Annotated in this window: 14 protein-coding genes; 4 read left to right on the forward strand and 10 right to left on the reverse strand. The window is 69.8% G+C overall.

Annotated elements, in window-relative coordinates; all coding sequences use genetic code 11:
* The first annotated feature begins 54 nt into the window (after positions 1-54).
* The gene (locus tag Y590_RS18695) at positions 55-609 is read left to right on the forward strand and encodes a sigma-70 family RNA polymerase sigma factor (protein WP_060771165.1); all 555 of its coding nucleotides are present in this window, start codon (positions 55-57) and stop codon (positions 607-609) included.
* Positions 606-1,385, forward strand: a complete 780-nt coding sequence (locus Y590_RS18700; RefSeq protein ID WP_060771166.1) for an anti-sigma factor — start codon at positions 606-608, stop codon at positions 1,383-1,385. Before Y590_RS18695 ends, Y590_RS18700 begins: the two co-directional genes overlap by 4 nt.
* Before the next feature lie 223 nt (positions 1,386-1,608).
* Here the strand turns inward: Y590_RS18700 and Y590_RS18705 are convergent, their stop codons facing one another.
* From Y590_RS18705 to Y590_RS18740, 8 genes are all read right to left on the reverse strand, one after another.
* The gene (locus tag Y590_RS18705) at positions 1,609-2,550 is read right to left on the reverse strand and encodes a transporter family protein (protein WP_060771167.1); all 942 of its coding nucleotides are present in this window, start codon (positions 2,548-2,550) and stop codon (positions 1,609-1,611) included.
* Positions 2,551-3,102: 552 nt separating this feature from the next.
* Entirely contained in the window at positions 3,103-6,192 is a 3,090-nt protein-coding gene (gene uvrA, locus Y590_RS18710; protein ID WP_060771168.1) for an excinuclease ABC subunit UvrA, read from the reverse strand.
* 176 nt (positions 6,193-6,368) lie between these two features.
* Positions 6,369-6,812: an anthrone oxygenase family protein gene (locus Y590_RS18715; protein ID WP_083530910.1), complete on the reverse strand. Its 444-nt coding sequence runs from the start codon at positions 6,810-6,812 to the stop codon at positions 6,369-6,371.
* 19 nt (positions 6,813-6,831) lie between these two features.
* The gene (locus tag Y590_RS18720) at positions 6,832-7,083 is read right to left on the reverse strand and encodes a hypothetical protein (protein WP_144440014.1); all 252 of its coding nucleotides are present in this window, start codon (positions 7,081-7,083) and stop codon (positions 6,832-6,834) included.
* Positions 7,084-7,092: 9 nt separating this feature from the next.
* Entirely contained in the window at positions 7,093-7,857 is a 765-nt protein-coding gene (locus tag Y590_RS18725) for a S8 family serine peptidase (RefSeq protein ID WP_060771170.1), read from the reverse strand.
* A gap of 95 nt (positions 7,858-7,952) precedes the next feature.
* Positions 7,953-8,765: an IS5 family transposase gene (locus tag Y590_RS18730; RefSeq protein ID WP_060771171.1), complete on the reverse strand. Its 813-nt coding sequence runs from the start codon at positions 8,763-8,765 to the stop codon at positions 7,953-7,955.
* Positions 8,702-9,349 (reverse strand): hypothetical protein, encoded by a 648-nt coding sequence (locus tag Y590_RS18735; RefSeq protein WP_060771172.1) that lies wholly within the window; start codon positions 9,347-9,349, stop codon positions 8,702-8,704. The genes Y590_RS18730 and Y590_RS18735 overlap by 64 nt, the downstream gene beginning before the upstream one ends.
* Positions 9,350-9,534: 185 nt before the next feature.
* Entirely contained in the window at positions 9,535-10,008 is a 474-nt protein-coding gene (locus Y590_RS18740) for a cupin domain-containing protein (RefSeq protein WP_083530912.1), read from the reverse strand.
* Between the two features lie 87 nt (positions 10,009-10,095).
* On the opposite strand from Y590_RS18740, the gene Y590_RS18745 reads away from it, so the two are divergent.
* Entirely contained in the window at positions 10,096-10,527 is a 432-nt protein-coding gene (locus tag Y590_RS18745) for a glutathione S-transferase family protein (protein ID WP_083530913.1), read from the forward strand.
* A 135-nt stretch (positions 10,528-10,662) separates the two neighbouring features.
* Positions 10,663-12,738, forward strand: coding sequence for a methyl-accepting chemotaxis protein (locus Y590_RS18750; RefSeq protein WP_060771173.1), 2,076 nt, complete (start codon positions 10,663-10,665; stop codon positions 12,736-12,738).
* Between the two features lie 61 nt (positions 12,739-12,799).
* On the opposite strand, the gene Y590_RS18755 is transcribed toward Y590_RS18750, so the two are convergent.
* The gene (locus Y590_RS18755) at positions 12,800-13,192 is read right to left on the reverse strand and encodes a DNA-binding transcriptional response regulator (protein ID WP_060771174.1); all 393 of its coding nucleotides are present in this window, start codon (positions 13,190-13,192) and stop codon (positions 12,800-12,802) included.
* Between the two features lie 103 nt (positions 13,193-13,295).
* The gene (locus tag Y590_RS18760) at positions 13,296-16,079 is read right to left on the reverse strand and encodes a PAS domain S-box protein (RefSeq protein WP_060771175.1); all 2,784 of its coding nucleotides are present in this window, start codon (positions 16,077-16,079) and stop codon (positions 13,296-13,298) included.
* Between the last annotated feature and the right edge of the window lie 159 nt (positions 16,080-16,238).

Here is a 16,238-nt window from a genome sequence, read left to right on the forward strand (position 1 = left end):
CATGCCGCGTCCTCCGACGACCTCCCTCCGCGCCGCGCCCGCCGGAAGCGGGCCGTGACGCCGCACGACGGAGAACTGGCCGGGATGCTGGACCGCGTCGCCCGCCGGGACGTGGCGGCCCTGCGGGCGCTCTACGACCGGACCGCGCCGAAACTTTTCGGGATCATCCTGCGTATCCAGCGAGACCGGAGCCTCGCCGAGGACGTGCTTCAGGATGTCTACCTGAAGGTCTGGCAGTCGGCGGGCTCCTACGCGCCCTCCGCCGGGGCCCCACTTCCGTGGCTGTGTACGATCGCGCGCAACCGGGCCATCGACGGGCTGCGCCGCCGGAGCGAGGTTCCGATGCCGTCTGGTGAAAGCGGGGAGGCCTGGATGGAGCGCCTCGTCGCCCCGACCGACGAGGAAGGCGCCTTCCTCGACCGCGACGCGCTCGTCGCCTGCCTGTCCCGGCTCGATCCGACGCAGCGCGACTGCGTCGTGCTGGCCTATTGCGAGGGCTGGTCGCGCGAGGAACTCGCCGAACGCTTCGAGCGGCCCGTCAACACCGTCAAGACCTGGCTGCACCGGACGCTGGCCGCCCTGAAATCCTGCCTGGAGCGTATCGCGTGAGCGGCGGCAGCGGCAGACCGGAACCGGCGGAACGCGACCTGCGGGCGGCCGAGTACGTGCTCGGCACCCTCGATGCGGGTGAGCGCGCCGCGTTCGAATCGGAGCGGGCGGTCGATCCGGCCACCGAGGCCGCCGTCCGCGCCTGGGAGCGGCGTCTCGCCCCGCTCGCGCGCGCCGTGCCCCCGGTCGAGCCGCCGGCCCATATCTGGCCGGAGATCGCCCAAAAGATTGCCGAAGGGATCGCGCGCGGCACCGCGGCGGACGATCCCGCCCCCCGGCCGGACCAAGCCGGCGCCGCCAACGACAACCGCCTGCGCGACCTGCGGCGGCAACTCCGGCTCTGGCGCTTCACCGCGGCGGGGGCGGGGCTGGTCGCCGCCAGCCTCGCGCTGGTGGTGCTCACCGGTGCGCCGCGGCTCGGCGGGGAGCGGGCGGGCGGCGCGGGGGAGGGCCGCTACGTCGCCGTGGTCACGAGCGCGGGCGACCTGCCGGCCCTGATCGTCAGCGTCGACACCCAAGCGGGCACCGCCCGGGTGCGGCCGGTGGCGGCGCAGGCGCCGGCCGGCCACAGTCTGGAACTCTGGTATGTCGGGCCGGGCGCCGCCCCGAAGCCGATCGGTCTCGTCGAAGGCGAGGCCACCCGCATCCGCCTGCCGCCGGAGGCCGGACGCGGCGGGGACGGCGTCATCGCCGTATCGGTGGAGCCGCCGGGCGGCTCGCCCACCGGCAAGCCCACCGGGCAGGTGATCTACACCGGCAAGCTGATCCGGGAATAGGACGCGCCCCACCGGGGCCGCCCCTTCCGGAATCGAAGCGATTCTCACCCTCAAGCATCGTCTTGTCTTTGCATCGTCTTTTTTCGAAAGCCGGCAACCACCTTTCGGGACGATGCTCTCACCGTCCCGAAACGGACAAAGCCGCCCAGCCTTGCGGCGGGACGGCTTCGTGACCTTGAACAGACCGGGGACGCGATGGGCGCCCCCGATCGGATCGATCAGCTCAGTACTTGCGAACGAGCGGGGCCGGCATCGGGGCCGGGGCGGCCGCCGGGGTGTAGAGCGGGGCCACGATGCGGAACCAGCCGTCGGTGCTCTCGCGCAGGCCGGCCGTGGTCACGACGTCGCGGGCGACGTAGGCCTGAACCGAGAACGGTCCGAAGTCGTAGCCGATGAGACCGCCGAGAGCGAACCGGCCACCGCGACCGATGCGGCTGGTCGGGTCGTTCACGAAGGCGAGCAGGTTCGGGTCGAGGTTGACCGTGCCGTAGCCGATGGCGCCGATCTCGAACTTGCCGAACTTCTTGGTCGCGGTCAGGTCGAGGTTGAACGCGTCCGAGATCTGCACCGGGCCGAAGAAGCCGGGGATGCCGTTGCGGCCGTCGAAGCGGCTGGGCGAGTCGTAGAAGTTGTAGGTCAGGTTGGCGGTCAGGTTGTAGCCGTCGCCGGTGTAGCTGACGGCACCGCCGACACGGTAGGTGTTGGAGGCCAGGATGTTGAGGCCGCCGCCGCGACCGGCGTTCAGCTCGTTGAGGTAGGAACCGCCGAGCAGGCTGACGCCGATGTTGCCGCCGAGGTCGAACGCCCAGATCGCGCCGACGAAGGTGCCGACGTTGATCGAGGTGTCACGGCCGCCGGCCGCGCGGCTGAAGGTGAACACGGTCGGGGGGGCCACGACGAACTCGAGCCGGCCGCCGAACGGCACGTAGGGGGTCGCCCACACGAGGATCGGGATGTTGACCGCGGTGTCGACCGAGGTCGCGTTCGGGCCATCCGGGCTGCGGTAGGTGAAGGTGTTGATCGCGTAGATGCCCTCGGGGAGCGGCGCGCCAACGGCCAGACCGACCTGCTCACCAGGAACCGTGGTCGACTGCGCCTGGGCAACGGTCGTCGTCATTCCGGCCGTGAGCGCAATGGCGCCAGCGGCGAGCCAGTTCTTCATCATTTTTCTCGTTCCTTCCCAAGGATTTCAGGCGTCCGCCCCGTAGCGCCTGCATCGCCTCTCGCCTCCCTCTCTCCCCGGAGTGGATGGCTGGTGTGATGCCGGTGCCCCCTACGGCCGCACCTCAAGTCTCGACGTCGGGAACTATTCTACAGACCGCCCGCGAAAGACAGGGGATTGCCTCCAATCTCGGCAGTTCGAACCCTACCGTTGCTCAAAAGCCGCATTTTTGCTGCGGAGCAACCAAGGGCTTAACGACCTCTTAACGCAATCCATCTTGGACGAATGCCTTCCCGCGAGCGGGATTCAGGCGAAATAGTACATTGTCCTCAAGTCATTGGCCGCCGCATCCGACCGGGATTCTTCGGCAGAAGGGGCCGGGCAGTTGCGCAAATGCGAACGCGGGTTGTGGGCTCGGCCGGCACCGACGGCGCCGTCACCAGGGGCCGGACGGACCGGTCCAGCCGACCGAATCGCCCCTCGGCCCGGCCCCCGGCCGCGCAGGAACCCATCACCATCAGGTTGCGCCGGCCCGCCCGCTTCGGCCAGCGCTCCCTATTCGGCGGCCTGACGGCCCGCGGCGTTGGTGCGGCGGCGCGATGCGGCGCCCGCCTTCTCCTTGCCGGTGTCCTTGGCTGCGCCCTTGGCCGCATCCTTGGCGGCCTTCCCGGCCGGGCGCCGCGCCAGCACCTCGCGCAGGAAGCGCCCGGTATGGCTCGCCGTGCTCGCGGCGATCTCCTCGGGCGTGCCCTGGGCCACGACGCGGCCGCCGCCGTCGCCGCCCTCGGGGCCCATGTCGATCACCCAATCGGCGGTCTTGATGACCTCCAGATTGTGCTCGATCACCACGACGGTGTTGCCCTGATCGACCAGTTCGTGGAGCACCTCCATGAGCTTGGCGACGTCGTGGAAATGTAGCCCGGTGGTCGGCTCGTCGAGGATATAGAGGGTGCGGCCGGTGGCGCGCTTCGACAGCTCCTTGGAGAGCTTCACCCTTTGCGCCTCGCCGCCCGAGAGCGTGGTCGCCTGCTGGCCGACGCGGACGTAGTGCAGGCCGACGCGGGCCAGCGTTTCCATCTTTTCGCGGATCGACGGCACGGCCTTGAACAGGTCGGCGGCCTCCTCCACCGTCATGTCGAGGACGTCGGCGATGGACCTGTTGCGGTAGCGCACCTCCAGCGTCTCGCGGTCGTAGCGCTTGCCCTTGCACACGTCACAGGTGACGTAGACGTCGGGCAGGAAGTGCATCTCGATCTTGATGACGCCGTCGCCCGAGCAGGCCTCGCAGCGCCCGCCCTTCACGTTGAACGAGAAGCGCCCGGCCTGGTAGCCGCGGGCCTTGGCCTCGGGCAGGCCGGCGAACCAGTCGCGGATCGGGGTGAAGGCGCCGGTATAGGTCGCCGGGTTCGAGCGCGGGGTGCGGCCGATCGGCGACTGGTCGATGTCGATGACCTTGTCGAGATGCTCCAATCCCTCGATCCGCTCGAACGGGGCCGGGTGCTCCAGGGCGCCGTTGAGGCGCTTGGCGGCCGCCTTGTAGAGCGTGTCGATGATCAGCGTGGACTTGCCGCCGCCGGAGACGCCGCTGATGCAGGTGAAGGTGCCGAGCGGGATCTCCGCCGTCACGTTCTTCAGGTTGTGGCCGCGCGCGCCGACCAGCCGCAGCATCCCGCGTCCGGGCTTGCGCCGGGCTTTGGGCGTGCGCACCGAGAGTTCGCCGGTGAGGTACTTCGCGGTGAGCGAAGCCGGATCCTTGAGAAGCTCTTCGGGCGTGCCCTGCGCGACGATCTCGCCGCCATGGATGCCGGCGCCCGGCCCCACATCGACCACGTAGTCGGCCTGGAGGATCGCGTCCTCGTCGTGCTCGACCACGATGACCGAGTTGCCCAGATCCCGCAGGCGCTTGAGCGTGCCGAGCAGGCGCTCGTTGTCTCGCTGGTGCAGGCCGATCGACGGCTCGTCGAGCACGTAGAGCACGCCGGTGAGGCCCGAGCCGATCTGCGAGGCGAGCCGGATGCGCTGGCTCTCGCCGCCCGAGAGCGAGCCCGAGCCGCGGGCGAGCGTCAGGTATTCGAGGCCGACATCGACGAGGAAGGTCAGCCGGTCGCGGATCTCCTTGAGGATGCGGACCGCGATCTCGTTCTGCTTGTCCGTCAGCTTGCCCGAGATCTCCGAGAACCAGCGATGCGCCTCGCGCACCGAGAGGGCGGTGACCTGGCCGATATCCTGCCGGTCGATCTTGACCGCGAGCGCCTCGGGCTTGAGCCGCTTGCCGTCGCAGGCGGCGCAAGGGGTGGCGCTCATGAAGCGGCCGATCTCCTCGCGGGAGGCATCGCTCTCGGTTTCCTTGTAGCGCCGCTCCAGGTTCGGGATCACGCCCTCGAACGGCTTGTTGACCGAGTAGGAGCGCAGGCCGTCATTGTAGTCGAAGCGCACCGATTCCTTGGCCGTCCCGTAGAGGATCACCTCGCGGGCCTGCGCGGGCAGCGCCGACCACGCCACGGACGTCTTGAAGCCGAAATGCTTGGCCAGCGCGTCGAGCGTCTGGTCGTAATAGGGTGAGGTCGATTTCGCCCAGGGGCCCACCGCCCCGCGCTTGAGCGTCAGGCTCGCATCCGAGATCACCAGTTCGGGGTCGATCCGCATCTCGTGGCCGATGCCGCCGCAGGTCGGGCAGGCGCCGAACGGGTTGTTGAACGAGAACAGCCGCGGCTCGATCTCGGGGATGGTGAAGCCGGAGACCGGGCAGGCGAAGCGCGACGAGAACGTGATTTTTTTCGGCGCCTCGCCCTCCGGTGCGTCGGCGAACTCGATGTCGGCGATGCCGTCGGCGAGTTCGAGCGCGGTCTCGAAGGAATCGGCCAGCCGCGCGGCGATGTCGGCGCGCACGACGATGCGGTCCACCACCACGTCGATGTCGTGCTTGAGCTTCTTGTCGAGCTTCGGCGCGTCGTCGATCGCGTAGTACTCGCCGTCGATGCGAAGGCGCTGAAAGCCCTTCTTCTGGAACTCGGCGATCTCCTTGCGGTACTCGCCCTTCCGCCCCCGGACCACGGGCGCGAGGAGATACAGCCGGGTCTTCTCCGGCAGTTCCAGCACCCGGTCGACCATCTGGCTGACGGTCTGGCTCTCGATCGGCTCGCCGGTGGCGGGCGAGTAGGGGATGCCGACCCGCGCCCAGAGCAGGCGCATGTAATCGTAGATCTCGGTCACCGTGCCGACGGTGGAGCGCGGGTTCTTCGAGGTGGTCTTCTGCTCGATGGAGATCGCCGGCGAGAGCCCGTCGATCTGATCGACGTCGGGCTTGCTCATCATCTCCAGGAACTGGCGGGCATAGGCCGAGAGCGATTCGACGTAGCGGCGCTGGCCCTCCGCGTAGATCGTGTCGAAGGCCAGCGACGACTTGCCCGAACCCGACAGGCCGGTGAACACCACGAACCGGTCGCGGGGGATCGTCAGATCGACGTTCTTGAGATTGTGCTCGCGGGCGCCGCGCACCGAGATGACGCGGGTGTCGCGCGCGGCCGGGGCCGCCGCGTCGAACAGGGCGGAGAGGCGCGCGTCGGTCTGTTCCTCGGACTTGACCTTCGTCTTGGCCGTGTTTTTGGCCGCGGTCTCGGCTTTGCGGGCTTTGGCTGTGGCCATGGACGACAAAATCTCTGCGACGATCCGGGCGACCCGATGCACGGCCCCCGATCTGTTCGGACAGGCAGCGGGCATGCCGCGCGCGCAAAACAGGTTCCGGGGACGGAAGATGGGTTCCGGGCGGCGTGAAACCACTAGAACGGAACAGGTACGACGGCAATGCCGGCCCGAAACGTTCAAGCAACGCTCAAGCTGACGAGCGTCCAGAACAGGATCAGCACCGCCATCCCACCGAGCGCAACGCGGCCCGCATGCAGGCGGCCCCAGCGCGCGACGAGGATGCGGACCTCCGGCCCCGCCGCCATCGGCGCGATGGCCTCGAGGCGCCGGTTGACCGGCATGATCACGATGAGCGTGTAGGGCCAGTTCGCCACGAGCACGAATCCGCCCGCGAGAAAGCCGAGCCGCCCGGTGAGCCACCATGCCGGCGCGGCGCAGAGGAAGCCGATGACGGCCAGGCTCCCCTGCATGGCGGTGCCGCCCCGATAGGCCCGGCGCCATTGCACCAGAAGGGCGGGCTCCGGGATCAGCAGCCGCGCCGGCTGCTCGGCGACGAGGATGTAGAGGGCCGCGCCCGTGAACAGGGCCGCGAGGATGAGAGCGAGGAGACCGGGGATCATGGTGTCCGCGGGCCGTGCCTCAAGGACCGAACGGTGCGATCTTCGGATTCGAGAAGGGACCCTGGACATCTTCGTCGTCTGACGACGCCTTCGGAATCTCGGACGCACGCACTTGGACGGCGTAGAGGTGCCGGCCAGGATCGACCGGCACAACGCCGAATTCTCTATCGAGCGCATTCTTGTGCACGCCGATCGCCTTGGCGGCTTGCGTGATTCCCGGTCTTGCTCCGAGAAGCGCGACGGTCATGAGCACCGTATCGGTCTCAGCCATGACGAGAACCTACAAACCATAATGGGTCGCTACCGGTAGCGGTCGGATGATACCCGTACCGTAGTCCGGGTTCCAGCCCGGTCCGGGCTTGCCCAGTGCCTGCGCCCGAATGGTGGCGAAGAGCGAAGCCGGCGGCACCTGGGCAGCCGCGAGGCGGGTGCGCAGCGCCGCCACGCACCCCGCAGCGACGGGACAGGCGGTCGAGGTTCCGCCGTCGGCCCGGCCCGGCCCGTAAGCTTCGGAGCCCAGGAAATGCGTGTAGGCCGTCACGTCGGGCTTGTCGGGACTCATCCCGGCAATGCCCGGCCCCTGAGACGAGTAACCGACGCGTCGGTCCTTGGTATCGCATCCAGCGAGCGTCAGAACATCGGGATGGGCGTTCGCGCCCGTGATCGTGTTCGTGACGAGGCCTTGGCAGCGGCCATCGGGACAGTTCGCGCCGCAATTTCCGGCGGCGAAGAGGATGTCGACCCCGGCGCGGGCCAGGGTCCCGACAATCAGGTTGAAAGGATGATTGGGATTGTCGGCGTAGCGCCCCGGATGCCCGGCCGGAAAGTCCCAACTCGGGTGGTACATACCCCAACTGTTGTTGACGACGAGGCTGGAGAACCGCCAGGCGGCAGTGCGAATCCGGCTCAGCAGATAGGAGTAGGCGAGCAGGGCGTCGCTGAGGAATCCCGACATGACGCTGCCCCCCGGCGTCGTCGAATGCAGAATCGGGAAGTCGAGCAGGGTGGCCCTCGGAGCGGCAATCGGGGCGTCGTACGCGCACATGGTGCCATGGCCGACGGCGTAGGCCCCTGGCGTCCACGGCAGACCCGGCGGTGCCCATCCGTACCTGCGACTCAGCTTAGAGTCCGTCCGATAAGTCATGATGCTCGCCCGAGCCTTCGGACGAGGATCATGACGGCGGCGGCGTAGAGGAAGGCCTGGGCCGAGGCGAGGGTCGCTTCCGGGTCCTTCCAGAGGCGTCGGTTGCGGCTGATCCATCCGAAGAAGCGTTCCACCACCCATCGGCGTGGATGCACGGCGAAGCCGACCTGATCCTTCGGTTTGCGCACGATGTCGATGGTGATGACGGTGGCGGTCGCGGGTCTGTCGCCGGCATAGCCTGCATCGGCGAAAGCTCTGACGATGAACGGGAAGGTCCGCCGCGACAGGCGCAGCACCGGTCCAGCCCCATCGCGATCCTGAATGTCGGCGGTCTGCGGATCGAGCACGAGGGCGCGCCCGTCCGTGTCGACCAGGGCCTGACGCTTGCGGCCCTTGACCTTCTTTCCAGCGTCGTAGCCGCGCGGGCCGCCGCTCTCGGTGGTCTTCACGCTCTGGCTGTCGAGCACGGCCGCCGTCGGCGAGGCCTCGCGACCGGCCCGCTCCCGGTCGGCCATGACCAGGGCGTGGTTGATCCGCCCGAACAATCCCTCGTCCCGCCAGCGGCTGAAGTAGCCGAACGTCGTGCTGCGCGGAGGGAGATCCTTTGGGATCAACCGCCATGCGATGCCGCCGCGCAGCACGTAGAAGATCGCGTTCAGGACCTCCCGCATCGTCCAGACAGGCGGACGACCACGCGAGGCGGGCTCTGGCATCATGGGCGCGATCACCGCCCATTCCGTATCCGTCAGGTCGGTTTCGTATCGAAGGCGCGCACGGTTATGCTGCCGGCGAGGGGTCGGGGTCCACATGGCACGTCCAGATGAGGCTTCAGCACCCTTCTGGAATCACCGCCATTCCGGCCACTCAACCCCTGCCGGACGTTATCGGACGGGCTCTCAGGCTTCAGCCCGCGGCTCTTCAGGTGCGCGAGGTTGACCCCTGTATCCATGATCGCCAGGGCGGCGCCCTTCCCATCGAGCCCCTTCGCCAGCAACCCCGCCGTGTCGAGCTTCCGTTCGACATCGGCCGTTCCGCCGACTGGAGCATTGTTCGGGCAGACGATGAAGGTTCCGATTTCGGGATCGGCGAAAACACCGAAGTCGGACTGTCTGTCGCCGAGTTCGTCCAAGCGATTGGTCTCGACGGTGCCACGGGCGACGAAGACCGGAGCCTGTCCCGGCGCCGCGGCCTCGAAGGCAACATCTCCGGCATGGGTGCCGGCAATGGGCAGGGCAGGGAACGTCCGATCCAGGACGAAGCCCGCCCTGTCCGTCACCGCATCGATCGCGAGACCCGATGGTTCCGCGGCAAAGGCCGCCGCAGCCGACGACCGCAATGTCTCACGCGCCGGCATCGTGACGAGGCAGGAAACACGCATCGACACCCCCTCCATTCAATAAAAAATATTTCGAATATGAAATAAAATGGGGATTTTTCAAGCTTCCGCGCAATTAATGCAGTAAACGTCCAAACCCGCAATCACGAAATTGAGATCGCGCGAATTTTCGAATCAGTCCAAGGCATTTGTGTTCCAAGCCACTCTTTGAGGCCAACCCGCGCGCCATCGGATGCTTGTCGTCATGTCGATCGTTCCGATGAGCCGCAACACTCAGCGTTCCGTGCCATGAAGCTCGCCGCCGTCCCGTCCTCCGGGTTCACGAAGACGATGTCGGTGGGTTCGCGCCGCGGCGTGTCGACCGAGAGGAACACCAGGGGCTCCTCCAGGATCTGCGGCAGGGCGTGGACGGTGCGTCGATCGAACAGCAGGAGTTGGCCGGGGCCGAACTCCGCCTCGGTCCCCGCCTCACCGATCCAGAAGGTGCCGCGGCCCGACAGGCAGACGAGCACCTCGTCGCAGGTCGCGTGGTAGTGCGGCGGGGTCGGGCGGTAGACCCGGAACACCCGCACGCTCGCCGTCTCCCGATCGGACAGGTAGGTATCGACGAGCAGGGTCGATGCGGAGGCGGGCAGCTCCCGCGCGATGGCGTGGAGGTCGAAGCGGCCCCCCTCGGACAGGACGGGGGAGGGCGCGGGGATGTCGGGCTTCGCCATGCGCGTCTCCGGACGGGCTTCCTTGCAGGATGTCCGACGGGTCTTTTGCAGGCCCCGTGCGACTCAACGGCTCAAGACGGCGGACCCATGGGCGACAGCGCCCTGGAGCAGGGCCGGGACCAGATGTGGGACGACCGGATCTGGGTGCAGATCCTCTACCGGCTCACCACGGCCTTCCACGTGCTGCACGAGGGGTTGGGGCACAAGCTCGAACTGACCCGCAACCCGCAATGGGGCGAGCATTGCCGCAAGGAGGCGATCGCCCATGCCGGACTCGTCGACCGCCATCTCGCCGACGGGCGCGACTGGCTGCTCGGTGGGCCGGAGCCGACATTCGCCGACATCACGCTGTGCACGGCCGTCGCCTTCTCGAAGTTCGGGCCCGTGGCCACGCCGCTGGACGAGCGCTTCGAGAGCCTCGACCGGTTCTGGCAGCGCTGGAAGCAGCGCCCGGCTTTCCGCGCGGCCTACCGTGACGGCGGAGGCATCGAAGAACTCGCCGGCCTCGCAGCCAACTGAGACGCCTCCACCATCGTCTCGGGCGGTGAAATGGTCACCGGTCTGCGTAAACTTTAAGCAATCACGCCCCGGTGAAATCTTTACTTTACGTAGCGTGAGCACGGTCCGGGCACCTTCTCTCCGGATCTTGCTGCCATGCGTTCGCGTGTTTCTTCGCCCTCTTCCCTCTCCGCCGTACTGCCTTCGTCCCTACGGGCCCGCATCGTCGCGGTGGCCCTGATCCCGTGCCTCGCCTTCGGCGCCGTCGCGGGGGTGGCGGTCGCGGAGCGGGCGGGGCAGGGGCGGGCGATGGCGCGGATGGAGGAGCAGGTCGGCCTCTCGGTCCGGATCGGCGCCTTCGTCCACGAGGCGCAGAAGGAGCGGGGCGCCTCCAGCCTCTATCTCGCCTCGAAGGGCACCCAGTTCGCTCCCGAACTCGCGGCACAGCGCAAGCTGACGGATGCGGCCCGCGCCGCCCTGACCGCGGATCTCGAGGCCGGCGGCACGGATGCGGCGTTCGCGCGCAAGGCGGCGGCCCTGCGCGAGAAGCTCGGCGGGATCGAGCGCCACCGTGGCGCGGTGGACCGGCTGGAGGCCAGCGTGCCGGCCAATCTCGCGTTCTACAGCGGCGTCATCGCGGAGGCCCTCGGGGCCGTGCGCGGGGTGGCGCAGATTGCGGCGGACCCGGCCATCGGCGCCCGCGTTTCCGCCCTGTCCGCCTTTCTCTCGCTCAAGGAATTCGCCGGCCAGGAGCGGGCGGCCGCCTCCGCCGTGTTCGCCGCGGGCGCGATCGACCTCGCGGGTCTGCGCCGGCTCGCGGGGCTGGCCTCGGATCAGGCGACCTTCGAGGGGCAGTTCCGCGCCGCGGGCCCCACGGAGGAGATCGCCGCGCTCGATGCCGCGAATACCTCGGAGGCCGCCCGCGAGGTCGCCCGGCTCCGCGGCCTCGCCCTCGGCACGGCCCCCGGCCAGACGCTCGCCTTCACCGACGCCAAGGGCTGGTTCGGGCTCGCGACGCAGCGCATCGATGGGCTGAAGGGGATCGAGGACCGGCTGACGGCCGGTCTGGCGCGGGCGGCCGGGGCGGCCCGGTCGCAGGCCGAGCGCACGGTGCTGCTCTGGGCCGGGGCGGCACTGGCGACCCTGCTGCTCTCGGTGGCGCTCGCCTTCGGCCTCGGCTCGGCGATCGCGGGTCCGTTGAGCCGGATGGCACGGGCACTGACCGCGATCGGACGCGGCGAGACCGAGGTCGAGATCCCGGTCAAGGGTCCGGGCGAGCTGCGCGCCATCGCGGCCGCGGCTTTGGCCTTCCGCGACAGCGTGGCCGAGCGCGCGCGCATCCGCGCGGCGCAGGAGCGCGGCGCCGAGGAGGAGAGCGCCCGCCGCCACACCGCCATGATGGCGGTGGCCGACGGCTTCGAGGCCCGGGTCGGCGGCATCGTCGAAGCGGTCTCGGCGGCGGCCCATCAACTGGAGGGCGCCGCCCGGGCGATGAGCACGGCCGCGGGCCAAACCTCCGCCCTGAGCGCGTCGGCCGCGAAGGCCTCGGCCCAGGCGGCGCGCTCCTCCGACGGCATTGCCGCGGCGACGGAAGAACTCTCGGCCTCGATCCGCGAGATCTCCGCCCAGGTCGGCTCGTCGGCGCTGGCGGCGAACGCAGCCGAGGAGGAGGCGGCCCGCACCGCCGGAGAGGTCGAGCGCCTCGCCGCCGCCGCCAACAATGTCGGCCGGATCGTCGGACTGATCTCGGAGATCGCCGGGCAGACCAACCTGCTGGCGCTGAACGCCACCATCGAGGCGGCCCGCGCGGGCGAGGCGGGCCGGGGCTTTGCCGTGGTCGCGGCGGAGGTGAAGGGCCTCGCCGCCCAGACCGCCCGCGCCACCGACGAGATCGCCGGGCGGATGGCAGAGATCGAGGCCGCGACCGGCGCCTCGGTCTTAGGCATCACCGGCATCGCCCGCACCATCCGCGACCTATCGCGGATCTCCAACGACATCGCCGCCGCGGTCGAGGAGCAGGGCGCGGCCACCGCCGAGATCGCCCGCACCACGGTCGAGACCTCGCAGGGCACGCGCCGCGCCTCGGAGGACGTGGCCGGCGTGGCCCACACGGCCAACGACGCCAGCACCGGCTCGGGCCAAGTCCTCGATGCGGCAAGCGACCTCGCCCGTCAGGCTGCGGCGCTGCGCCTGGAGGTCGGCGGGTTCCTGGCGCAGGTGCGGGCGGCCTGAGTCAGGGGATCCCGAAGAGATCATCCCTTTGGCGGGGTGCCGGCCTATTCGAAGGCGACGGTCACATGCAGAGCTGCGCCAACGCCTCCCGGGCGAAGGCCGGCGTGAGGGGCTTTGCGGCGAAGCGAACGCCCGCGGGCAGCGTGCCGGGGGAAAGACCGGCCGAGAGAGCGATGAGGACGAGATCCGGCCTGCGCCGGGCGATCTCGCAGGTCAGGGCGAACCGGGCCCCGGGCAAGATCAAGGGCAGGTCGGCATCGACGACGACGAGGCGCAGCCCCGCGTGGCGCTCGATCTGGAGGAGCGCGCTCTGTGCACTCCAAGCCTCCAGCACCTCGAAGCCCGCCTCCGCCAGACGATCCGACGTTTCGATGCGCGCGGCGGTTTCGCTTTCCACGACGAGTGCCAGTGGCCGCCCGTCACCGTTCGGGGCAGGTGGAACGGGCAGATCCATGAAGCGTCGCATGTCCTTGGAGCGCGCCTGGGAGCATGCCTGGGCGGTCCTGCCGACAAGCGGCGAGCGGGCGGGTTCGTTGCCCCCCGGGTCGCTTTTGCTGCTATTCTTTTTCGAGAAGCCCCCTCAGGGGCGCCCTGATCCGGCAGGTCACCCCCTCTCGGGCGTAGATCATCTGCGTCTCGCCGCCGACCGCCCCCGAGAACCCGCGCTCGATCAGCCGCGAGCCGAAGCCCTTGCGGGTGGGCGCGGCGACGGGCGGCCCGCCGGTCTCGGCCCAGGTCATCGTCACGACCGGCTCGGCCTCCCCCGCATCCTCCGGCCAACGCGCCTGCGCGACGGTCCAGTCCACCCCGACGCACCCGCCCGGCACCGAGAAGGCACCGTACTTGGCGGCATTGGTGGCGAGCTCGTGGATCATCAGGGCCAGCGACAGGGCGGCTTTCGGCCCGACCTCCAGGGCCGGGCCGGACAGGTGGATGCGGCCGGGCTCGCCGTCGTCGTGGATGGTGAGCGCGCCGGCGATCACCGCCTCCAGCGCCGCCCCCTCGCCCTCGCCCGAGAGCAGGATGTCGTGCGCCTTGCCGAGCGCGACCAGCCGGGCCACCAGCGCCTCCTTCACCGAGGCGATGTCGGTCGCGTTGCGCAGCGTCTGCGAGGCGATGGCCTGGGCCATGGTCAGGGTGTTCTTCAGCCGGTGGCTCAGTTCGCGGTTGAGGAAGCGCTGCTGCTCCTCGGCCTGGATCCGGGCGAGCGCCACGGAGATCCGTCCGGCCACCTCGCGGACGAAATCGACCTCGCCCGCGTCCCAGGCCCGGGGTTCGGCGGCGTGGACATAGACGAGGCCGACGAGGTCGCCCCGCCGCGTCAAGGGCACGCCGACCAGCGCACGGGCGCCGGCCGCCGCGTAGCCGCCCGCATCCGGCGCGAGGTCCGGCTCGGCGGTCAGATCGGGCACGGCCAGGATCTCGCCGCGGCGCAGCCGCGCGAGCATGCCCGGAAACGGCGCGGGGCTCATCGTCCCGTCCGGTCTCTCGTGCCCGATCGCGAAGCCGCCGACGGCGGCATCGATGGCCGCGTAGCCCGCATCCGAGAGGTCGAGGGTGCGCCTGAGGATCCGGGCCGCGATCCCACGGATCTCGGTGGGGCCGGCGGCGTCGCGCAATGTGTCGCCGAGTTCGATCAGCGCCTTCTGGCGTACCTCGATCGCCTTCTCCGCGGTGATGTCCTCGATCATCGCCGTGGCCTGGATCGCCTCGCCGCGCACCTGCGAGACGAGGTTGACCCGGCCCCAGATCAGGCGCCCGTCCTTGCGGCGGTAGCGCTTCTCCAGGGTCTCGCGCACGATCTCGCCCGCGGCGAGCCGGCGGTGGAGCTGGTCGCGCGCCGCTGCCTCCGCCTCCGGCGTCCACTTGGCGACGGAATGGCCGACGATGTCGGATTCGTCCGCTCCCCAGATCGCGCAGAGCTTCGGGTTGGCCTCCAGCGCGACCATGGTGCGCGGATCGATCTGCACGATGCCGATATTCGCGCCCTCGACCACCGCCCGGAGCTGGGCGGCGACGCGGTTGCGCTCAGTCAGATCCAGCATGGCGCCGATCATGCGCAGCGGCGTGCCGTCGGCTCCGCGCACCATCGAACCGCGGTCGAGCACGTCGGCGTAGGCGCCGTCGGCGCGGCGGAAGCGGTATTCGTGGTGCCAATCGTGGCCGTCGCCGCCGATGACGCGGCGGATACCCGCCTCGACGCGGGGGCGATCCTCGGCGTGGATGTGGTCGAGCCACCACCGGCCGGTCGGCTCGACCGTCTCCGGCGCCCAGCCATAGGCGGCCTGAAGGGCCTCGTTCCACAGCACGTGGTCGGCGACGAGGTCCCAATCCCAGATCGCGTCGTTGGTGGCGCGGGTGACGAGGCGGTAGCGCTCCTTGGTGGCGGCGACGGCGACCTGGGCCATCTGCTCGGCGGTGACGTCGCGCACCGTGCCGACGAAGCGCCGCGCCCGTCTGATCCCCTCATCCCTTTCGACGACGAGCGTGCCGCGGGCCGCGACCCAGGCGATCACCGTGCCGTCATCCGTCACCGTGCGGTAGGTGGCATCGAACAGGCCGGGCCCGGCGGGGTCGAGGGCCGCCTGCACGGCGGCATCGGTGCGCGCCCGGTCCTCGGGGTGGAGGCGGGCGAGGAACGTATCGGCATAGCTCACAGCCTCGTCCGGCCCGACCCCGAACAGGGCGCGGGTCCGCCCGTCCCAGGCGAGGGTGCCCGCCACGAGGTCGTGGTCGAAAATGCCGGCACCGGCCGCCTCGATTGCGAGCCGCAGACGGAACTCGCTGTCGGCCAGGGCCGCGGCCTCGGTCTTCCGGGCCGCGATGCCCCGGCGCAGTTCGAGCTGCGTCATCACCGTGCGGGCGAGCGCTTCGAGACCTGCGCCCTGGGCAGCACTCAGACCCTCCGGCCGGGGCACGGTGTCGAGCACGCACAGGGTGCCGATTGCCATATCCTCCGACGTCACCAGGGGCGCGCCGGCATAGAAGCGTATGCCGGGCTCCCCCGTGACCAACGGGTTGGTGCGGGTGCGCGGGTCGGCCGCGAGATCGGGAATGACCAGCAGGCCACGCCCGGCCAGGGCGTGAACGCAGACCGAGCGGTCGAGCCCGGTCTCGCCGGGGGCGAAGCCGAGCCGCGCCTTGAACCATTGCCGGTCGCCGGTCACCAGGCTGACGAGGGCGGTCGGCGTGGCGCAGAGCTGGGCGGCCAAAGCCGCGGCATCGTCGAAGGCGGCCTCGGCGGGCGTGTCGAGGATGCCGTAGCGGGCCAGCGCGGCCAGCCGCCCGGCCTCTCCGTCGGCCTCACCGGATGCTGGAAAATCGTCGGGCGGTCGGCTCATGGACGGACCCGGCAAGGACGAACCCGGCGAGCCGGATGATCACGGCGCCCTTCTTCCGGAGCCACCTGAAGCGGCCCGCCATCCGGACAGGCGCGATGGTGCCCCGGTGACGTGTCGGGCACAAGACGCATGCCGAAATCGCCGTGCTCCCAGATGGAT

The organism is Methylobacterium sp. AMS5, assembly GCF_001542815.1.
Lineage (GTDB): Bacteria > Pseudomonadota > Alphaproteobacteria > Rhizobiales > Beijerinckiaceae > Methylobacterium.